Source organism: Flavobacterium sp. GL_143 (assembly GCF_057834355.1).
The window spans coordinates 2,440,030-2,462,810 of the sequence record NZ_CM174401.1 but is presented as its reverse complement, the minus strand read 5'-3'; the positions used below and the strand labels follow the sequence as shown (position 1 = coordinate 2,462,810).

Sequence of the window (22,781 nt, the reverse complement as noted above, 5' to 3'; positions counted from 1 at the left end):
GGCGTGTTTATTTAGTATTAAAGTATAAAAAAATAAAGTCAAAAAGAGTTAAAACATTATACTTTATCATCTTTTTTATAGTGTTTAAAAACACCATTTAATATAACTGTAATTACAATTATAATAGCACCAATATAAAATTCGGTACTCATTTTCTCTTTTCCTCCTAATATAAAATACGCTAAAATAATTCCATAAACAGGCTCTAAATTAGTCGTAAGCATAACAGTATAAGGAGTAAGTTTTCTCATTACTTTTACCGAAGCAGTAAATGCATAAGCAGTACATACCGAAGCCAAAAGCATCAATAACAACCAGTTGTTTACAGAAAGCACAAAGAAATCGGCAGTAAACTTACCTTGAAATAAAAAGTAAATAGTAATAAAAAAAACACCTGCTCCAAATTCATAAAAAGTAATAACCGAAGGCTCATGATCAGCAATTAATTTACCATTCATTAAAGTAAATAAAACTCCTAGAATTATAGAAGCTAAGGCATAATACATTCCGTTTAAGTACTGAATTTCAACCTGCATTATCAGAGCCAAACCAGCAATGATAATAAGCCCGAAAAAAACTTCATACCATAGCACTTTTCTTCCAAAAAAAATTGGTTCCAATAAAGACGCAAAAAAAGCACCTAAAGAGAATATAGAAAGTGTTATCGAAACATTAGAAACATGAATTGCTCTGAAAAAAAATATCCAGTGCAAGGCAATTAGCAATCCCACAAAAATTAACTTAAAAAAAGCTTTTACAGGAACATGAAATGATTCTTTCTTAAAAATAATAAAGCCCCCTAAAAAAATCCCTGCCAAAAGCATTCTGTACCAAACCAAAGCTTCTGCATTTATAGTAATTAATGCGCCCAGAATAGCAGTAAATCCCCAAATAAAAACAATTAAATGAAGACTTAGGTAACTTTTTAGTTTATCGTTTTGCATTGCGTAATAAGAAAACTGCCAAAATTCCAAAAGCAATATTAGGGAACCAAACGGCAAATAAAGGTGAGAAAGTTGATTTTTCGGCTAGTGTACCAAATATTTTGTCAAAAAATACAAAAGCAAAAGCAAGTGCAATTCCTATTGCCAAATTGGTACCCATTCCCCCACGTCTTTTCATCGAGGAAACAGCAACAGCAATAATCGTTAAAATAAATGCCGAGATAGGAACACTTATTTTTTTATACAAAACAACAAGATATACATTGATATCACCAGAGCCTCGTTTTTTTTCTTTTTCTATAAAATCGTATAACTTACCAATACTCAAGGTTTCGGCAATATAAACCACAGGAGTCAAATCTTCTAAATCAAAAGTAAATACAGCTTTCTTCTCAGCAGCTTTCTCAATTTTATCGTCTAATTCTCCCAAAGTCCTTTTAGTGTAATCATACATAGTATAAGTACTATCTTTTGGATTCCACTGGATACGACTTGCAGTAATTTTAGAAACAAGTTCTTCTCCTTTAAACTTTTCTAAAGTAAAATTAAAAGCAGTTTTAGAAACATCATTAAAGCTATTTACATAAATAAACTCATTGTCATTTATTTGTCTATATACATTTGTATTATTCCCATGCATAGCTTCCTTTCCACCACCTTTAAGATATGTGTACCTAAAATTATTAAAGCCTTCACTTGCTGCAGGAACAATATAAAACCCCATCAACAATACAAAAACCGAAACAATCGAAGCACCTATAATATAAGGTCGTAAAAAACGTGAAAAAGATATTCCCGAACTTAATATAGCAATAACCTCAGTATTATTCGCCAATTTAGATGTAAACCAAATCACCGATAAAAATAAAAATATCGGAAATAAAGAGTTGGCAAAATAAATAGTAAAATTATAGTAGTAAATAACAATATCCAAAAACGGAATCTTGTTCTCTAACATCTTGTTAATCTTCTCCGAAACATCAATTACAATCCCAATCGGTATAAATAGCAACAACATCACTGTAAAAGTGGCTAAATATCTCTTTAAGATGTATTTGTCTATTATTGTCAGCATAGATAAGTATAATCGTTTTTTTGCTAATATTTAACCGAATAAACGATTAAACAGTAAATACATTTACAGTCTTTGGCTCATATTCTTAACCATCATTTCTTTCCATGGCATAAAATCTCCTGCTAAGATATGTTTTCTAGCCTCACGAACCAACCACATATAAAAGCCAAGATTATGAATCGTAGCGATTTGTTTTCCTAAATACTCATTAGCAGCAAATAAATGTCTTAAATACGCTTTAGTATATTCAGTATCTACAAATGTAATTCCCATCTCATCAATTGGAGAGAAATCAGCTTCCCATTTTTTATTTTTAATATTGATTGACCCATTTGCAGTAAACAACATTCCGTTTCTTGCATTACGAGTAGGCATTACACAATCAAACATATCAACACCCAAAGCAATATTTTCCAAGATATTAATTGGTGTACCAACACCCATTAAATAACGAGGTTTATCTTCTGGCAAAATTTCGCAAACAATTTCAGTCATAGCATACATTTCTTCAGCTGGTTCACCAACCGATAATCCACCTATAGCATTACCTTGTTGACCTGCATTAGCAATATATTCAGCCGACTGACGACGTAAATCCTTATAAGTACTACCTTGAACAATAGGAAAAAACGTTTGCTCATATCCATATTTAAAAGGCACTTTATCCAGATGATTAATACAACGATCCAACCAACGGTGAGTCATATGCATCGAACGTTGTGCATAACGGTAATCACAAGGATACGGCGTACACTCATCAAAAGCCATAATAATATCAGCCCCAATAGTACGCTGAATTTCCATTACATTCTCAGGAGTAAAGAAATGATAAGATCCATCAATATGCGATTTAAACTTTACACCTTCCTCTTTAATTTTTCTGTTTGCAGACAATGAATACACTTGGTATCCACCAGAATCTGTCAATATATTTCTATCCCAGTTCATAAACTTATGCAAACCACCTGCTTTCTCAAGAATTTCTGTTTGCGGACGCAAATACAAATGGTATGTATTTCCAAGAATAATATCAGGGTTTATATCGTTTTTCAACTCCCTTTGGTGCACACCTTTAACCGATGCAACAGTACCAACAGGCATAAAAATTGGAGTTTCAATAACTCCATGATCAGTAGTAATACTTCCCGCTCTCGCTTTCGATTGCAGATCTTTTTGTAATAAATCAAACTTCATATACACGTTTTTCAGTCGGCAAAGATAGGCTAATTTGAAAATTAGATAATTAGATAAATCAAAAAATTAAAGATGTTTTATGAATTAATTTGGGCATGTCCCTTCGGGTCGGGCTATTCGCTATATCTTTTGTTCCATTTCATTACACAAAAGGATGCCGCTATTATCCCTCATGCAAAAAAAATCCACTAAATTTGGATATAAAATATCGAATATAACATTGACCTAATGAATTTATCACAAAAACTAGGATACCCCGAAGACAGCAAACTATTAATCATCCACGCCGATGATGCAGGATTATCCCATTCAGAAAACAGAGCAACAATACAAGCACTACAAAACGGAATGATTAATTCTTATAGTATTATGGTACCTTGTCCATGGTTTTATGAGATGGCAAACTTCGCAAAAGACAATCCACAATTTGATAACGGAATTCATTTAACACTTACCTGCGAGTGGGAGAACTATAAATTTGGTCCAATATTACCCATTAATGAAGTACCATCATTAGTAGATAAAAATGGCTATTTCCATAAAACCAGAGTAGACTTTATAAATAATGCAAAACCAGAAGAAGTAAAAAAAGAACTTCGAACTCAAATTGAGAAAGCATTACATTTCGGATTAAAACCCACCCATCTCGATTCCCATATGTGCAGTATTGGTGTATGCCCTGAATTCTTAGAAATATACAAAGCTCTAGGAAAAGAATATAACCTACCCGTTTTCATCAATAAACAATTTGTAGAATCGATAAGCTTATCCAACGAAAAGTATAACTACGAGAACACTCTTGTAGCCGACAATCTCCTAATTGGAAATTTTACAGACTTCGAAAAAGGTGAACTTAAAAAATCTTACGAGAAAGCTTTAGATAATATAAACCCAGGTTTCAACGTTTTCTTGCTTCACCCATCATTCGATGATAATGAAATGCAAGGCATTACAAAAAACCATCCTAACTTTGGTTCTGAGTGGAGACAAATAGACTTTGACTATTTCACAAGTAACGAATGCAAACAAAAATTAAAAGAGAACAACATACGATTAATCACCTGGAGAGAAATTCAGAAAATTAGATAAATATGCCAATTAAAAATAAAGAGACAAAAGATTAACACTTCTTAGTAGCTACAATTTTAGATAATTATAGATTTCAGAGCCTTAAATTAAATTATCTAATCGTCAAATTATCCAATAATCTAAATGCTACATTTCCTTTAAAATCATTTGTCTTACGGCAAAATAAAAATTACTTTTGCAACAGTTTAACTTTTACACATAAAATGAAGCCTAACACACAACAATTAAGCGATTTAACTATCCAAGTAAGAAGAGATATTCTTCGAATGGTACATGCTGTCAACTCAGGTCACCCAGGTGGCTCACTAGGTTGTACTGAATTTTTGGTGTCTTTATACCAAAATATTATGGACCGCAAAGAAGGTTTTGATATGGACGGAATCGGAGAAGATCTTTTCTTCCTTTCAAATGGTCATATTTCTCCAGTATTTTATAGCGTTCTAGCAAGAAGCGGTTATTTTCCAGTTTCAGAATTAGCAACTTTTAGATTGCTTAACTCTCGTTTACAAGGACACCCTACAACTCATGAAGGATTGCCAGGAGTTCGTATTGCTTCAGGTTCATTAGGACAAGGATTATCTGTAGGAATTGGAGCTGCACAAGCTAAAAAACTAAACAAAGACAACCATATTGTATACACATTACATGGAGATGGAGAATTACAAGAAGGACAAAACTGGGAAGCTATCATGTATGCTTCTGCTAAAAAAGTAGACAACCTAATTGCAACTATCGATCTTAACGGAAAACAAATTGACGGAACTACAGACGAAGTTTTAGCAATGGGAAGCATTCGTGCTAAATTTGAAGCTTTTGATTGGGATGTTATAGATATCAAAGAAGGAAACAATATCGATGCTATATTAGCAGGTATGGCAGATGCAAAATCAAGAACTGGAAAAGGAAAACCAGTTTGTATTTTACTACATACTGAAATGGGTAACGGTGTAGATTTTATGATGCATACACATGCTTGGCATGGTAAAGCACCAAACAACGACCAATTAGCTAATGCATTAGCTCAAAACATTTCAACTTTAGCAGATTATTAAAAAAGCATTATACTTTTCATAATAAGCTTTATGCCTATTATTTACAAAGTATACTACTTATAGCAACAAAAAAATGAAAAAATATACAAATACAGGAAGTAAAGATACTCGTTCAGGTTTCGGAGCGGGAATGACTGAATTAGGTCAGAAAAACGAAAATGTTGTTGCATTATGCGCTGATTTAATTGGTTCATTAAAATTTGATGATTTCAAAAAAAATCACCCAGAGCGTTTTTTCCAAATCGGAATTGCTGAAGCAAACATGATTGGAATCGCAGCAGGTTTAACAATTGGAGGTAAAATTCCTTTTACAGGAACTTTTGCTAACTTTTCTACAGGAAGAGTTTATGACCAAATTCGTCAATCTGTAGCTTACTCAGATAAAAACGTAAAAATTTGTGCATCTCACGCAGGTTTAACACTTGGAGAAGATGGAGCAACACACCAAATATTAGAAGATATTGGTTTAATGAAAATGCTGCCGGGAATGACCGTAATCAATACTTGCGATTACAATCAAACTAAAGCAGCTACACTAGCATTAGCAGATCACCATGGACCAGCTTATTTACGTTTCGGACGTCCCGTTGTACCTAACTTTACACCTGCAGATGAGCCATTCGTAATTGGAAAAGCAATTTTATTAAACGAAGGTACAGATGTAACTATTGTTGCTACAGGACATTTAGTTTGGGAGGCACTTATTGCTGCTGAAGCATTAGAAGCAAAAGGAATCTCTGCCGAAGTAATCAATATCCATACAATCAAACCACTTGACGAAGAAGCTATATTAAAATCTTTAGCAAAAACAAAATGTATTGTTACTGCCGAAGAGCACAATATACTTGGAGGTCTTGGAGAAAGTGTTTCTAGAGTATTAGCATTAAACAATCCAGCTCCACAAGAGTTTGTAGCTGTTAATGATAGTTTCGGAGAATCTGGTACTCCAGAACAATTAATGGAAAAATATAAGCTAAACAATCAAGCAATTGTTGAAGCTGTAGAAAGAGTTATCAAAAGAAAATAATTCTTTTCATACTATAAAATTAAAAACCTGCTCAATCGAGCAGGTTTTTTTATGTCTGGACACAAAATAATACTTCATTATATACATTATAACACATTTTTATCGCTTGGAACTGTTAGACACTATTCACAAACGATTTCGCTCCATAAACATGCTGAAATTATACCGCAAAGCTTCTCAAAGTTTACACAGAGTCTCGCAAAGAATTTTTACTTGTAAAGCTTAAGATAGTTTATTGCGAAGGTGCTAGACACTAAGCTCTTTTTAGCATAAATAATACTTCCTGTTTTAACCGCAGAGGGAGGAAAGAAAAAAAAACACAAAGGTTCGCAAAGCTATTGATTAAACTTTACGAACCTCTGTGTAATCCTTTATGCTCTTTTAGTATCGGATCAATACAAAAAGTTGTGGAGAAATATTAAAATGCAGATTTTTGTATTTTAATATTATATCGCAATGCAAGATTCTTTTCTCGAACTTCTTAAGTTGTTATTACCAGAGATCATAGTTGATTATTTTGAACTTACTTCTTATGAGAAGGGAGATGAGATACTTCATCTATATCTCAAAGAAATCAATTCAATTCCTAAAGAATACGGAAGCTTTAAATTAAGTTCAAAAGGATTTTTCGAGCAGATAACTGTTCAGGATTTCCCCATTCGTGGACATCAGGTATATCTTCACATTACTCGCAGAAGATGGCTTAATGAGGATACTGGAAAAATAGTTTTCAGGGATTGGAATTTAGTAGCAGACGGAACTCGTGTAACTCAGGAGTTTGCGTCTTTTTTAAAAGAGATCAATAGATTCCAGTCCAAGTGATTGTACTACCATTGCTTCTTTTTACGGAGTTTCCGGCAGGAATTTGCAATGTCAATACAAAGATTTCTTAAGTGATTTCAAAGTTTGGGATCAAATCTCACATGCAAAAAAATGGCTTCTTTTTCCAAAAAATATTGGGAAGCGCTTATCAATAGATGAAACTTCTCTTTCTAATGGTGAGCTCTATACTATTTTAACCAACAAATCCGGTAAAGGGAGAAAAGGAACTATAGTAGCAATAGTGGCAGGAACTAAAGCGGAAACAGTTATTTCGGTTATTGAAAAAATCCCGCTTAAAGAACGAAATCTAGTCAAAGAAATTACTTTGGATATGGCTGGTAATATGGGATTAATTGCAAAGAAATGTTTTACTAATGCAACCCGCGTCACAGATCGCTTTCATGTTCAAAAGTTAGCGACAGAAGCACTGCAGGAAATCAGAATCAAATACCGATGGAAAGCTATAGATCTGGAAAATGAAGCAACGGAAAAAGCCAAAAAGTCAAATGTGAATTTTGAACCTAAAACACTCTCTAACGGAGACACCCTTAAACAGTTACTAGCCAGAAGTCGATACTTCTTATACAAAACCAAGTCAAAATGGACTAAAAACCAATTAGAACGTGCTACGTTATTATTTGAATTGTATCCTGATATTCAAAAAGGATACAGTCTAACTCAAGAGCTTCGCGAAATCTTCGACAATACAAAAGATAAAATCATAGGCTTTGCCAAACTAGCCAAATGGCACGAAAAAGTAAATCAATCTGGATTTAAATCTTTTGGTACAATATCCCGAACAATTATAAATCACTATCAAACGATATTAAATTATTTTGATAATAGAAGTACTAATGCTTCGGCTGAATCTTTTAATGCAAAAATTAAAGCATTTAGATCAAAATTCAGAGGTGTTAGAAATGTAGAATTGGATCAGGTTCAAAAGTTGGGGATTAAGCAAAAAGATTAGATAATCTGAACAAGAAGAAATCTATATTTCTTACACCTCTGAATTTTGATCTAAATGCTTTAATTTTTGCATTAAAAGATTCAGCCGAAGCATTTGTACTTCTATTATCAAAATAGTTTAAGATTGACTGGTAATTAAAAGTTATGGTATTGAGCAGAATATTGAAGTTTTTAAAACCTGATTCCTCTACATTTCTATACCAATGTGCTAGTTTGGTCATAGCAATATGTTTATCGTTGTGATTATTGTAAATCCCTCGAAGTTGTTGATTTAGATTATAGGCTGTTTTTATATCTGGATATAGATCAAAGAGCATTTGAGCTCTTTCTTTTTGGCTCTGTGTCCATTTTTCTCGAGATTTATAAAGTAAATATCTGCTTCTGGCCAATAACTGTTTTACAGAATCTCCATTAGGCAATAGCTCGGGAATATATGCTCTGTTTTCTCTTTTTGCCTGTAATATCAATTGATTTTCAAAATCCATAGCTTCCCATCGATGTTTGATTCTGATTTCTTGTAATGCTTCCAATGCCAATTTTTGAACATGGAACCTATCGGTTACTTGTATGGCTTTTGGAAAGGCTCTCTTTGATATTAATTTCATGGAATTAGCCATATCAAGTGTTATTTCTTTTACACAAGATCTCTTTTTGTAATCAATTTTACAGAGGTGTTCTATGACCTGATCAGCTTTGGTTCCTGCAATAATAGCCACTAAGCAGCCTTTTTTGCCTTTGAATTTCTTGTTGGTCACAATTGTATATAGTTCACCCTGAGATAAAGCTACTTCATCAATGGATAAATGAGTACCCATATTTTCGGGGTAAACAATCCACTGGTGTGCATGTTCGCGCGGAGTCCATGTACTAAAAGAGCTTAGATGTTTTTTATATTGTCTTTGAAGTTTTTTTCCATTGACTCCGAAGAAGCCTCCAATAGTATGACAATCGGTAGCACTTTTATCGATTAATTTCTTTTAAAAAAGCTGCAAACTCCTGCGTCATGCGAGTTCCTTTAGTTACTAATGCCCAATCTCTTTTTATAATTTGACCATTGGTTTTATTGGTCCAGCGGCGTCTTTTGATATGTAAATACACAAATTTGCCTCTTAATGGAAAATCCTGAATGGTAATCTCATCTTGAAAACCCTTTGATACTAATTCAAACATATCAAACTCTTGTGGAGGCTTAGCGCTCTCTTCAAAATAAAGGTGTAGTACTTCTTCTGTGTTAGTGCTAGAAATTATTTCAAAGTGTTCTACTAAAAAATCAGGCAGCATAAATTTTAAAAGGTCTATAGGAGTCATCTCAAATTCTTAAGATTGCAAATTTCTCATTTTATTTTGACATTCCTCCCCAGGTTTTGTTCTTGATCCGTAGAATTCTTCCTCTTTAGACTAACCAATATTTATGCTTAATTTTTACTACTCCACAGGTTTTCGTGTTGATCCCAATTACTCTGATCCCTACAAATCCCAAAAAGTAAAGCACAAAAAAAAATCCCCATCAATTACTTGATGAGGATTTAAAAGAAAGGCGACGACATACTCTCCCACATAACTGCAGTACCATCTGCGCAGGCGGGCTTAACTACTCTGTTCGGGATGGGAAGAGGTGAGCCCCGCCGCAATAACCACCTTAAGGTCGTTGTTACTTGAGGTAACTTTTTTAATTAATAATTAACAATTGATAATTCATAATTAAAAATAATATCTTAACACACTGAGATAAAGAAAAAAGTATTTTTTAGAAAGTTTCTCCCAGCCCCTTTGTTCCCCCTTTGGGGGTTAGGGGGCTGGAAAAGCGTACATAAGCTTACGGATTATTAGTACTACTCGACTATGACATTACTGCCTTTACATCTATAGCCTATCAACGTGGTCATCTCCCACGATCCTTAAAAGAAATCTCATCTTGTGGTGGGTTTCGCGCTTATATGCTTTCAGCGCTTATCCCTTCCAAACGTAGCTACTCTGCGGTGCTCCTGGCGGAACAACAGATACACTAGAGGTTTGTCCAATTCGGTCCTCTCGTACTAGAATCAGATCCACTCAAATTTCTTGCGCCCACAGTAGATAGAGACCGAACTGTCTCACGACGTTCTGAACCCAGCTCGCGTGCCACTTTAATGGGCGAACAGCCCAACCCTTGGGACCTTCTCCAGCCCCAGGATGTGACGAGCCGACATCGAGGTGCCAAACCCCCCCGTCGATATGAGCTCTTGGGGGAGATCAGCCTGTTATCCCCGGCGTACCTTTTATCCTTTGAGCGATGGCCCTTCCATGCGGAACCACCGGATCACTATGCTCTACTTTCGTACCTGATCGACCTGTATGTCTCTCAGTCAAGCTCCCTTATGCCATTGCACTCTACGCACGGTTACCAAGCGTACTGAGGGAACCTTTAGAAGCCTCCGTTACTCTTTTGGAGGCGACCACCCCAGTCAAACTACCCACCAAGCAATGTCCCCCGCTTGAGCGGGGTTAGGCCTCAGATAAACAAAGGGTTGTATTTCAACAATGACTCCACAACGCCTAGCGACGCCACTTCACAGTCTCCAACCTATCCTACACATCATTTATCCAAGGTCAATACTAAGCTATAGTAAAGGTGCACAGGGTCTTTTCGTCCCACTGCGGGTAAGCGGCATCTTCACCGCTACTACAATTTCACCGAGCTCATGGCTGAGACAGTGTCCAGATCGTTACACCATTCGTGCAGGTCGGAACTTACCCGACAAGGAATTTCGCTACCTTAGGACCGTTATAGTTACGGCCGCCGTTTACTGGGGCTTCAATTCAATGCTTCTCCGAAGATAACATCTCCTCTTAACCTTCCAGCACCGGGCAGGTGTCAGGCCCTATACTTCATCTTACGATTTTGCAGAGCCCTGTGTTTTTGATAAACAGTCGCCTGGACCTCTTCACTGCGGCCAGCATTGCTGCTGGCGACCTTTCTCCCGAAGTTACAGGTCTATTTTGCCTAATTCCTTAGCCATGAATCTCTCGAGCACCTTAGGATTCTCTCCTCGACTACCTGTGTCGGTTTGCGGTACGGGTACTTATTACCTGAAGTTTAGAGGTTTTTCTTGGAAGCCCTTAGGCGCACTATCTCTTTGACCGAAGTCTCCGAGTACTATCGTATTTCCCCAAGCCGCGTGGATTTGCCTGCGCAGCTTATAGGTAGGTACTTCAACGAACTATTCCGTCAGTTCGCGGCGCTTTCATCACTCCGTCACCCCATCACAGTAATAAGTAGTACGGGAATATTAACCCGTGGTCCATCGACTGTCCCTTTCGGGTTCGCCTTAGGTCCCGACTAACCCACAGCTGATTAGCATAGCTGTGGAAACCTTAGTCTTTCGGTGTGCGGGTTTCTCGCCCGCATTATCGTTACTTATGCCTACATTTTCTTTTCTAACCAGTCCAGCATGCCTTACGACACACCTTCAACCCTGTTAGAATGCTCCCCTACCACTTTGACCTAAGTCAAAATCCATAGCTTCGGTAATATGTTTATGCCCGATTATTATCCATGCTCGTCCGCTCGACTAGTGAGCTGTTACGCACTCTTTAAATGAATGGCTGCTTCCAAGCCAACATCCTAGCTGTCTGGGCAGACAAACCTCGTTCTTTCAACTTAACATATATTTGGGGACCTTAGCTGATGGTCTGGGTTCTTTCCCTCTCGGACTTGGACCTTAGCACCCAAGCCCTCACTGTTGTGAAACATTATATAGCATTCGGAGTTTGTCAGGAATTGGTAGGCGGTGAAGCCCCCGCATCCAATCAGTAGCTCTACCTCTATATAACTTTATGCACAACGCTGCACCTAAATGCATTTCGGGGAGTACGAGCTATTTCCGAGTTTGATTGGCCTTTCACCCCTACCCACAGGTCATCCGAAGACTTTTCAACGTCAACCGGTTCGGTCCTCCACTGTGTGTTACCACAGCTTCAACCTGCCCATGGGTAGATCACACGGTTTCGCGTCTAACACTACTGACTAAAGCGCCCTATTCAGACTCGCTTTCGCTACGGATCCGTGGCTTAACCACTTATCCTTGCCAGCAACGTTAACTCGTAGGCTCATTATGCAAAAGGCACGCCGTCACCCCACGAAAGGGCTCCGACCGCTTGTAAGCGTATGGTTTCAGGATCTATTTCACTCCGTTATTCACGGTTCTTTTCACCTTTCCCTCACGGTACTGGTTCACTATCGGTCTCTCAGGAGTATTTAGCCTTAGCGGATGGTCCCGCCAAATTCAGACAGGGTTTCACGTGCCCCGCCCTACTCAGGATACCACTATCCTTTACACTCATTACCTATACGGGACTATCACCCTCTATGGTTCTACTTTCCAGTAGATTCTAATTCTTTGTGCAAGAAATGTCGTGGTCCTACAACCCCAATCTTGCCGTAACAACATTGGTTTGGGCTAATCCGCGTTCGCTCGCCACTACTTACGGAATCACTTTTGTTTTCTTCTCCTCCGCCTACTTAGATGTTTCAGTTCAGCGGGTTTGCCCACCTATCGGTGTACTATGTCTTCAACATAGTGGGTTGCCCCATTCAGGTATTTACGGATCAATTCGTGTGTGCCGATCCCCGTAACTTTTCGCAGCTTATCACGCCTTTCATCGCCTCTGAGAGCCAAGGCATCCCCCATACGCCCTTATTTTGCTTATTGTACCAGTCTTGATAAATCAAGACCGTTTTCTTTATCGTCTGTATCACTACTTTCAATAAAAAATGCTTTCTACTTTTTATTATTTTCTTATCTCAATATGTCAATGAACTTTATTATGCTTTAGGCTTTACGCTTTAGGCATTAAGCTTTTAGCCGATGGCTTATAGCTTTTTGTGGAGAATAACGGAGTCGAACCGTTGACCTCCTGCGTGCAAGGCAGGCGCTCTAGCCAGCTGAGCTAATCCCCCATTTTTCAATCTTAGATTGTAGAATTCAGATTTTAGACTTCTTAATTCTTATCTAATTTCTTTTGGTGAATTCCAACTTCTAGAATTTCCTTTTTTAAGCTTACAGTCTTTCTAATTAGAAATTGTCAATTATTAATTGTCAATTACTTTTTAAAAAGTAGTCCCGGGCAGACTCGAACTGCCGACCCCTACATTATCAGTGTAGTACTCTAACCAGCTGAGCTACGAGACTCTGTTTTACTTAATTGTATTATTTGAACTAACAGCAGAGTAATATAATCTTCAATTTAACCTATAGGTCAATTCGTCTTCTTTCCCTAACGTGCATTGCTGCTAACATATAGGGCTCTAGAAAGGAGGTGTTCCAGCCGCACCTTCCGGTACGGCTACCTTGTTACGACTTAGCCCTAGTTACCAGTTTTACCCTAGGCAGCTCCTTGCGGTCACCGACTTCAGGCACCCCCAGCTTCCATGGCTTGACGGGCGGTGTGTACAAGGCCCGGGAACGTATTCACCGGATCATGGCTGATATCCGATTACTAGCGATTCCAGCTTCACGGAGTCGAGTTGCAGACTCCGATCCGAACTGTGACCGGTTTTATAGATTCGCTCCTGGTCGCCCAGTGGCTGCTCTCTGTACCGGCCATTGTAGCACGTGTGTAGCCCAAGGCGTAAGGGCCGTGATGATTTGACGTCATCCCCACCTTCCTCACAGTTTGCACTGGCAGTCTTGTTAGAGTTCCCGACATGACTCGCTGGCAACTAACAACAGGGGTTGCGCTCGTTATAGGACTTAACCTGACACCTCACGGCACGAGCTGACGACAACCATGCAGCACCTTGTAAATTGTCTTGCGAAAGATCTGTTTCCAAATCGGTCAATCTACATTTAAGCCTTGGTAAGGTTCCTCGCGTATCATCGAATTAAACCACATGCTCCACCGCTTGTGCGGGCCCCCGTCAATTCCTTTGAGTTTCATTCTTGCGAACGTACTCCCCAGGTGGGATACTTATCACTTTCGCTTAGCCACTGAAATTGCTCCCAACAGCTAGTATCCATCGTTTACGGCGTGGACTACCAGGGTATCTAATCCTGTTCGCTACCCACGCTTTCGTCCATCAGCGTCAATCAATTAGTAGTAACCTGCCTTCGCAATTGGTATTCCATGTAATCTCTAAGCATTTCACCGCTACACTACATATTCTAGTTACTTCCTAATAATTCAAGTTTAACAGTATCAATGGCCGTTCCACCGTTGAGCGATGGGCTTTCACCACTGACTTATTAAACCGCCTACGGACCCTTTAAACCCAATGATTCCGGATAACGCTTGGATCCTCCGTATTACCGCGGCTGCTGGCACGGAGTTAGCCGATCCTTATTCTTACAGTACCGTCAAGGCTCTACACGTAGAACTGTTTCTTCCTGTACAAAAGCAGTTTACAATCCATAGGACCGTCATCCTGCACGCGGCATGGCTGGATCAGGCTTGCGCCCATTGTCCAATATTCCTCACTGCTGCCTCCCGTAGGAGTCTGGTCCGTGTCTCAGTACCAGTGTGGGGGATCTCCCTCTCAGGACCCCTACCCATCGTAGCCTTGGTAAGCCGTTACCTTACCAACTAGCTAATGGGACGCATGCTCATCTTTTACCGTTGTGACTTTAATAATTGCTCGATGCCGAGCTATTATACTATGAGGTATTAATCCAAATTTCTCTGGGCTATCCCTCTGTAAAAGGTAGATTGCATACGCGTTACGCACCCGTGCGCCGGTCTCTGCTCCCGAAGAAGCATACCCCTCGACTTGCATGTGTTAAGCCTGCCGCTAGCGTTCATCCTGAGCCAGGATCAAACTCTTCATCGTATATTTTAATATTATATTGCGACTAATGATTCTATCGGTTTTTTCAAATCTCTCGATTCTATTACTCTTATTTTGTTGTTCTAAGATCTCTCTTAAAACGGCTGTCAATTCAATATGTCTAGGAACGTATTCTTCTTTTTTAATGTCGCTTGTTTCTCAAAGCGGGTGCAAAAGTAGAAAAGTCTTTTCTAACTGGCAAGAAATTTGTGAAGTTTTTTTTTGGAAAATTTTCGTTTCCGTTTTCTTCTTTCTTATCAATCTTTCAAGGAACTTTCCGTTGTTTTGCGGGGTGCAAATGTAACATCCGATTTCCATTCTCACAAGCTTTTCTAAATCTTTTTTTTTAGAATTTTATTTCTATTTTGATTCGTCTTGCTTGCCAGTATTTAAAGGAACGTTTGTCGTTGTTGCGGGTGCAAAACTACCACCTTTATATAGATAATCAATACTTTTTATGGAGTATTTTTGGTTTATTTTTTATTCTTTTCTTAATACTCTGATAACACACCCCTTACGGGCTGTTATTTTTTCTTTATCTCTGGCTTTTTTGGGATTTTTTCCTGTTTTTGCTGGGTTTTACTGGGTTTCGCGCAAAGGCGCTAAGGCGCAAAGTCTCTATTATTGCCTTTCCTAAGCAGCTTTTGTTATGTTTTATCTCCCCTAGCCCTGATAGTAGCGAAAATCCTTGGCCTTTTTTCTTTAAAAAGGTCAAGATTGTAGCGGATAGCAGGAAATAGCTCCTATATATTATAGTACAATCTTACTCCTATATATAAGGCCATAAAAAAAACGGCTACTATATATAGCAGCCGCTTAAGGATAACTTGATTTTATAATCTATTTATTCTACAATAAGTTTTTGAGTTGATGTATTACCATCTTGCTCTACTTTTATAATATAAACTCCTGTAGGTAGATTATGAATATTTAATTCTTTGTTTTCGGTTTGTACTGTGAAAACAATTTTTCCAGACATATCGGATATTCTGATATTCTTTTTACTTGTAGATGCTGTTTGTACATATACTTTCCCGTCTTTAACCGGATTTGGATAAATAACAAATCCTTCGATTGTATTTGTAGGTACTCCTAGAGTACAAACTGTACTTGATACATTTATTGTACGTGTTACAACAAATTCATTTAGCAATGCATCTTTTACAGTATAAGTCAGTATATATTGCCCTGGTGTGTTTACATCGACAGTTCCTGTAACTATTACTCCTGGAGTAAGGTCTACATCTAGATTATCTTTGGCAGTGAAACCAGCTTCTACATATGGACAACCTTTATCTAGAGAAACTATTACATTTCCTAAAAGTGTAATTATTGGTTTAGCTCTTTCAATTGTTATTGTCCAATTCTCGATAGTTCCGTCTTGAGCTGTTACATTATATACAATAGGTAAAGTATAATTTAATGTTGTTACTCCGCTATTTTGGAAATAAGTTCCAATACGTAATGTAGCAAAATCGGATATTTGGAAAACAGGAACTAATACACTTAAATTGGCATTATTATTAACCAGAACTTTTACCGTTTTTAAAACTGGATCTATTACACTTGCTCCTATTTGGTTTGCTACTGAATATGCAATTATACTTGCTTCTGAATTCTTTGCATTTAAAGTAACGGTGTAGTTTGTTTGTGAAAGCTTATTCTCTGAAACTACTGAAACCAAAAAGCTGTTTGTATAGTCTGAAACAACCGCTTTGGAATTTAATTGTTTTACTCCGTCTATATATAACTCTGCTCCTGATGAAACTGTAAAATCTGCAATTAAATTAGACACATCAATTCCATAAGTCAATGTTTTAGTAGCATTGCTTCCTACGATATCTGTATTGATTTCCTGTGCTAATCCTGGATTGGATGCTGTTTTAAAGTCGTACGAAAGTAATTTGCTTTCATTGCTTAAACCTGTTAACACTTTAATAGTATATGTTTCTATAATTCCTGTGTTAAAACCTACTCCTTCTACATTTAAAGTAACTGGATTTGTATAGTCATTTGTAGTAACTCCACTTACTTGTGTTACCCCATTTATTTTTGCAATACTTTTCATTGCCAATGAATAATTAGCTACTGCCGTTGTTATATCTGTTCCATCGTTTAATAACACCGAATAAGTTTTAGTAGCTGCATCATAAGAAGCTGAAAGTTGATTTACAAAATCTACTTTTTGTAATAAAACCGGAACATTCCAGAATTTACCTTCGCCCTGTCCATTTGTATCGGCATTTGTTACTACAGCTGTATTATCATTTAGAGTACTATCAAAAACAAATTGTTTATTTCCCTCTGAAAATGAATAATACGCTATTAATCCTGGTTCATTACCAAAATACTTTGTCATCGTGTTTGCAGCTATTGTTGCCTGATTACGTACTCCTGACCAAATACGAACCTCATCTATATTCCCGTTTATACCACGAGCCAAGCCTGCATTATTACCTATGTAGACTGCAGAAGATGCATTTGAAGATGCAGCCGCCGCAGTACCTGTACTAGTAAATGGAACTGAAACCCCATCTATATAAACCGTATACACATTGGCAGCACTTACAGTAAAAGCAATATGTTGCCAAGTGTTTTGTTTAATAGTATTTAATCCTGTATTTACAACATAAGAGCCTCCTGGTGTAGTTATAGAAAGTACTAAACTGTTTTCTTTATAAAGAGTTAGATTAGCTGTATTGTGTATAAAGGCTAATACTGAACTTTTATCTAAAAGTCTTCCGAAAACTGATGGTTGTTTTTGGTTAAGCCAAGCTTCGAATGTATAGTTATTAGTAAGATTTAAAGCTGGAGTAATATCTGTTTTTACAAAATCATTTATCCCATCAAAAGTTCCTGTAACATTCGTAGCATAATTTGCAACATGCGAAAGTGTTACTGATTTTGAATTATTTGTAGCATCTGTATCTCCTACTAATTGAGTATAAACTTCAATTGTATAATCTCCAGGAGCGCCTAAATTAGCTTTTGTTGTAAATGTAAAGTTAGCTGTTCCGGCTGCTGGAATTATCCCTGTAAAATTCTGAATAACTTCACCTCCTCCATTAATTTTGTATGCTACTGGAAAATTCGTAATAGGTGTATTTGAATAATTACCTATAACAGCAGTAACTGAAACTGGTGCATTACCAGGTTTAACCGGAGCAACAATTTTTTCTACACTTGCATCGGCAGCTGTAAATGGCAATACATTAATGGTATATTCTTCTACCTCAAAATCTGATCTTGAACTTGTAAGTCCATCAATTGTTGGTCCTAGATTTACATTATAATATTCATTAGGAGCACGGAACATGTGAATAACTCGCATTAATTTTTCGCCTGCTGTTGTTCCCGCAGGAATGGTTATGCCCCCTATAGTAACTTGTCTGTTCGTAAAATAATGCTTACTTATTGTAGATGCAATGGCTGGTGCAGTCACAGGACTTGTCGTGTTTACCCAATAATTACCAGCATAAAATTCATCGGTTAAATTGCCATCTCCGTTTAAATCAATAACAATCATCGTAAATACCCCTACAGCCGATCCGGTTTGGTTCCCTATAAGTGGTACTTCTGTTTTGGTTATTGTAACTTCTGGCTGATAGTTAAATCCTGCGTATACAGGGATTTTTATATTCTTAAAATCTGAATAAGCTGTAGTTCCTGAAGTATTTACAACATCATTCCATTTTAATCTAGAAATTGCATATCCATCTGTATTGGTATGAGCTGGCAAATCGTTTTTATTAAATACAATTTTTTCAATTACATCATTAGCAGCATTATCATCTGCTACATCAACACCACTTATAATTTTATATTCAGCATTAACAGTAGACAAATCTGCTTTGGTAGCAAACGTAAAACTAACTGTTGAATATGGTGCAATAGCAGGAACAGCTTCGATCACTTTCGCTCCTGTTGTACCTATCTGATAAAACACAGGATAATTTGTTACTGCAACAGGTCCTAAATTACTAACTCTAATAGTTATGTCATGTGTACTTGTTTTTTTTCCCAGAACTTCTGGTGTTACTATAGAAACGATACTTACATCATTTACAAGTGGTTTAGTTACACAAGTAATATCTGCAATCCATCCACTTCCGTTTTCAATTTCATCTGAAATAAATCTGAAAGTTAATTCTCCTCCAACGGCTGTAGAAGTTAATGATGAAGGTAAAGTATTACCAGTAAATCTGCCTAATAAAGTAGCTGCAGTGGTTGGCCCATTGTAAACGTATAAAAAATCATACCCCAATTCTAAATCAAAGTCAGTAAAATTTACATTAATACTACTTCCTACGTTTTCTGGTATAAAAGTAATTGTTTGCGTAAGCTTATCTGCATAATTTCCGTAACGCGTCCCACTATCTGTAAATGTCGCTGCACAGGTCGTCTTATTAGCAACTGATCCCATTGTTATATCAGACCCTATATTATTAACATTTTTTGTTATTGTATTATTCTCTGAAACTGCATCGCCCGGATAATTTACATTACCTACTACAGTATATACTCCTGGCGCAGAAAAATCAGCTTTTTGAGTAAAATCATAAGTCACCTCACTCAATGGGTTAACCGGCCCAGGAATTGTTTCTGCAATTACTGCTCCATTATTAATTTTATATGAAACTGGAATATTGCTAATTGCTACTGGAGAGTTATTAAAAACTTTTACTTGTACAGTTTCTGTAGCAGTAACTCCTGCGTTAGGCTTAAATGAGCTTAAAGCTAAATCGGTTGCAGTAGCTTCAAAAATTTCAACATTATCAATATAAGTCGCACTATATATATTTACGTTGTTTACTGTAACAAAATCATTATCGCTTACTGTTTCAAAAGCTATACTAAACGTAGTCCCTGCATAAGCCGATAAATCATAGGTTAATTCTTTATCACTGTAAGAAGGAGTTTCACCATATACATCCAGACCTTCATGACTCATTAATGGAACTCCATTTACCGAAACTCTAAAAAGGTTTTTATCCATCCCAACCGGAGTAACATTAGCCCATTCTAAAAAGAACTTCAGTCTTAATACTTTCCCTGCCAGACTAGTTGCATCTATATCGCAAAAAGTTACTTTTTTTATATAATCTGGATTATTAGTAAATGCCAGATTGTTTTTTGGGCTGACTACCCAAGGGGCCGAAGCTGTACCTGCTGATCCAGCCATTTTTACTCCATCTAAAAACTCAGAATTCACATACTCATATTTCACCTCTCCTGTTCTTCCTTTAGAAAAAACATAATTTGTTGCTTTTCTATTGGTAAATTCTTCAACAAATGGCAAACTAGCTGCATTTAAAACCGGTTGAGAAACAGGTTCTACATTTACCGCACGAACTCTTTCTGAAACAATTTGGGTTGCAATATCTACAGTACGAACTGAAAACCAGTTGTCCTCTCCTACTGTTACATTTGCAAATGTATATGTAGGATCTGTAACGGTTGCTACAACATCAAACTTATAACCATTCATTTTCAATACCTCATATTTTGCTCCTGCAATAGGATCCCAATCCATTTTATAGGACGAAACTCCACATGCTGCTGGTGCAATAACTAGATTTTTAGGTTCGGCTATAATATTAAAAACTTCTTTGGAAGCATCAGTTTTTGTACCTGCACTAATTCTTATTTTAGCATTAGCAACTATTCCTGCAGGAACTTTCCAAGCAAAATTTCTTGCTGCCGATGGAACATCTGCTGCAATTATTGAATAATTTACTCCTCCATCAACGGAATATTCTATTGTAAAGTTTTTTGGCTCTCCTTCATAATCCCAACGAATATATTCTGTAGATTCAGTATTGAATTTTTCGCCACCTATCGGATAAGTCAAAATCAATTCTGGAGCTACATAATCATATACTACAGAAAACTCCTGAGCAGCAATAAGAGGAATTTTTGTACCAGTAATAATAATTTTATAGATTCCTGGAGCTGGGTTATCTAATGTTACCTGTTCGATATTATTCATATTATCGACTCCTCGTGTTGCATTTACATTAGGCGTTGTTGCATTTAAAATCCATGGCAAAGTAGTAACACCATCTTTAACGATTTTAATATCTAAATCATTAACCTGAGTAGAACTAGAACCTGGTTCAGCACCAATATCTGAATATGCTAGCATTACTTTTAATGTAACCAATCCTGCCGGAACTACAATATCCTTTTCATAAGTTGCTCCATTGGCTACAGTTGCCGTATAGAACATCCCTTTATCAATAACTTTAACAGCCCTTAATCCGTTAAGATTACCAAATCCGTATTTATAATCTGGACCAGGATTACCTACATCTTTAGCCGTGTTTGCCACCAAAGCTTTCATTAAGGATGCCAATGGTCTTGCTCCATAAATATTTTTATATCTCTCATAAAGTAAAGCTACTGTACCTGTTGTTCCTGGTGTTGCCATTGAGGTTCCACTCATAACCTGATACGAGTTACTATAATCTAATGAATACACATCGGTACCAACCGCAGCAATTTGTGGCACTAAACGCCCATCGAGTGTAGGTCCAAAGCTACTATAACTACTAATTAAATCATTAGGGTCGTTTGCAGCTACATGTAATGCATTTTTTGAATTTTTTGTTGATGTATTAAATCCTCCTGGATATGCTGTTTGCGCATTTCCATTAGAATAAATATTTAAAAGATAAGGATATGCCACTGTTACATTATCATCTCCTCTATCTCCAGCATTATATCTGAACGTATTGAACCCTGAACTAAGATTAATTCCATAAGAATTTGATGTAATCTCTATATCATCTTGCTGAACAGACAATACTCTTTCTTGGTAAACTGCTAATCCGTTAGACTGAGTATTAAAATTCCAGCCATACATTAGCACTTCTGGAGCCATTCCTTTTGCTCTTGGGTCTAATAAACCTGCACCTCCAATAGTTCCTGAAACATGCTCTCCGTGAGATGAATTCGATTCATATTCTTTACGGGTTACTCTGCCTGTATGATCTTTGTGTTCTTCGAGATTTCCATCCCAAACACCAACTTTTACTCCTTTTCCAGTTAATCCGTATCCTAAGCCAGCAATGCCTGAGCTTAAAACATTTGCTTTATGCGAAGTAACTCCAGGAAGATTATCACTTTCTACTGGTGCTGGAACTAACTCAATATTTTGAACCCAATTTAATTTTGCAATTTCTTCTAATTTATCTTTAGAAGCTTCTAGATAAACTGTGTTAAATACCTCATCAATTTTACTGCTTTTTACAAACAAGCTTGATAAATCTTGTGAAATAACTTTAGCATCAACTCCTTTAAAATAACTCACCACTACTTTAATAGTACTTCCTTGCTGTGCATAATCAGGAATAACCTCATTTACAATCTCCTGATCTAATTTATACTTAGAATCTATTGTAATAACTGTTCTTATATTATCAGGAACAGTTCCTTTACTATAAAATTCTGGGCTGATTGCTACATAATAAGCATTATTAGATAAATAACTAAGTAAAGTTATCCCCTGCCTTTTTAATTTTTGTTGCTCATCTGCTGATGGAATTTTTGTAAACTGTAACAAAGTATATTCCGTCTTCGGACTTTGCTTACTTGTTGTTCTCTTAAGTTCTTTAACCTGCTGTTTAAAATTAGCAGAAGTACTTATTTTATTCCCATTTACGGAAATAGAATAATCATTTTCAGAAATGCTTTGCGACCATGATGTAATAACGAAAAACATCATAATCAGGCTGAGTAATTTTTTCTTCATTTCACTAAATTAATTGATTAATAAACGGTTAACAAATAGTCACTAAAGAGTAAA

Annotated in this window: 11 protein-coding genes, 2 tRNA genes and 3 rRNA genes; 5 read left to right on the top strand and 11 right to left on the bottom strand. The window is 36.8% G+C overall.

Annotated elements, in window-relative coordinates; translation table 11 throughout:
• Positions 1-56 precede the first annotated feature (56 nt).
• The 3 genes from AC3IPI_RS10840 to tgt all read right to left on the bottom strand — a co-directional run bounded on the left by AC3IPI_RS10840 (position 57) and on the right by tgt (position 3,213).
• Positions 57-944: a DMT family transporter gene (locus tag AC3IPI_RS10840; protein ID WP_489158985.1), complete on the bottom strand. Its 888-nt coding sequence runs from the start codon at positions 942-944 to the stop codon at positions 57-59.
• Positions 931-2,019 (bottom strand): LptF/LptG family permease, encoded by a 1,089-nt coding sequence (locus AC3IPI_RS10835; RefSeq protein ID WP_489158983.1) that lies wholly within the window; start codon positions 2,017-2,019, stop codon positions 931-933. The genes AC3IPI_RS10840 and AC3IPI_RS10835 overlap by 14 nt, the downstream gene beginning before the upstream one ends.
• Before the next feature lie 63 nt (positions 2,020-2,082).
• Complete coding sequence (gene tgt / locus AC3IPI_RS10830; protein WP_039116475.1) at positions 2,083-3,213, bottom strand: tRNA guanosine(34) transglycosylase Tgt; 1,131 nt, start codon at positions 3,211-3,213, stop codon at positions 2,083-2,085.
• Between the two features lie 228 nt (positions 3,214-3,441).
• Here tgt and AC3IPI_RS10825 point away from each other — a divergent pair, with 228 nt between their 5' ends.
• The 5 genes from AC3IPI_RS10825 to AC3IPI_RS10805 all read left to right on the top strand — a co-directional run bounded on the left by AC3IPI_RS10825 (position 3,442) and on the right by AC3IPI_RS10805 (position 8,173).
• Positions 3,442-4,302, top strand: a complete 861-nt coding sequence (locus AC3IPI_RS10825; protein ID WP_489158981.1) for a polysaccharide deacetylase family protein — start codon at positions 3,442-3,444, stop codon at positions 4,300-4,302.
• A 203-nt stretch (positions 4,303-4,505) separates the two neighbouring features.
• Positions 4,506-5,354: a transketolase gene (locus AC3IPI_RS10820; protein ID WP_039120505.1), complete on the top strand. Its 849-nt coding sequence runs from the start codon at positions 4,506-4,508 to the stop codon at positions 5,352-5,354.
• A gap of 73 nt (positions 5,355-5,427) precedes the next feature.
• Positions 5,428-6,381 (top strand): transketolase family protein, encoded by a 954-nt coding sequence (locus AC3IPI_RS10815; protein WP_039120506.1) that lies wholly within the window; start codon positions 5,428-5,430, stop codon positions 6,379-6,381.
• A 486-nt stretch (positions 6,382-6,867) separates the two neighbouring features.
• Complete coding sequence (locus AC3IPI_RS10810) at positions 6,868-7,203, top strand: ISAon1 family transposase N-terminal region protein (protein WP_489158978.1); 336 nt, start codon at positions 6,868-6,870, stop codon at positions 7,201-7,203.
• The gene (locus AC3IPI_RS10805) at positions 7,184-8,173 is read left to right on the top strand and encodes an ISAon1 family transposase (protein ID WP_489159225.1); all 990 of its coding nucleotides are present in this window, start codon (positions 7,184-7,186) and stop codon (positions 8,171-8,173) included. The genes AC3IPI_RS10810 and AC3IPI_RS10805 overlap by 20 nt, the downstream gene beginning before the upstream one ends.
• Here AC3IPI_RS10805 and AC3IPI_RS10800 read toward each other — a convergent pair.
• From AC3IPI_RS10800 to AC3IPI_RS10765, 8 genes are all read right to left on the bottom strand, one after another.
• Complete coding sequence (locus AC3IPI_RS10800; RefSeq protein WP_489159224.1) at positions 8,157-9,110, bottom strand: ISAon1 family transposase; 954 nt, start codon at positions 9,108-9,110, stop codon at positions 8,157-8,159. The genes AC3IPI_RS10805 and AC3IPI_RS10800 overlap by 17 nt on opposite strands.
• 22 nt (positions 9,111-9,132) lie before the next feature.
• Positions 9,133-9,480 carry an ISAon1 family transposase N-terminal region protein gene (locus AC3IPI_RS10795; protein WP_489158976.1) on the bottom strand — a complete coding sequence of 116 codons (348 nt, stop codon included), beginning with the start codon at positions 9,478-9,480 and terminating at the stop codon, positions 9,133-9,135.
• A 224-nt stretch (positions 9,481-9,704) separates the two neighbouring features.
• Positions 9,705-9,814: ribosomal RNA gene (gene rrf / locus AC3IPI_RS10790) — 5S ribosomal RNA — on the bottom strand.
• Positions 9,815-9,978: 164 nt separating this feature from the next.
• Positions 9,979-12,863 (bottom strand): 23S ribosomal RNA (locus tag AC3IPI_RS10785).
• A gap of 174 nt (positions 12,864-13,037) precedes the next feature.
• Positions 13,038-13,111: transfer RNA gene (locus AC3IPI_RS10780), tRNA-Ala, on the bottom strand.
• A gap of 158 nt (positions 13,112-13,269) precedes the next feature.
• Positions 13,270-13,343: transfer RNA gene (locus AC3IPI_RS10775), tRNA-Ile, on the bottom strand.
• 120 nt (positions 13,344-13,463) lie between these two features.
• A 16S ribosomal RNA gene (locus AC3IPI_RS10770) occupies positions 13,464-14,977 on the bottom strand.
• Together the 16S, 23S and 5S rRNA genes with 2 tRNA genes alongside form the textbook arrangement of a ribosomal RNA operon.
• An 841-nt stretch (positions 14,978-15,818) precedes the next feature.
• A complete protein-coding gene (locus AC3IPI_RS10765) occupies positions 15,819-22,727 on the bottom strand; it encodes a S8 family serine peptidase (RefSeq protein ID WP_489158974.1) in 6,909 nt (2,302 codons plus the stop codon).
• Between the last annotated feature and the right edge of the window lie 54 nt (positions 22,728-22,781).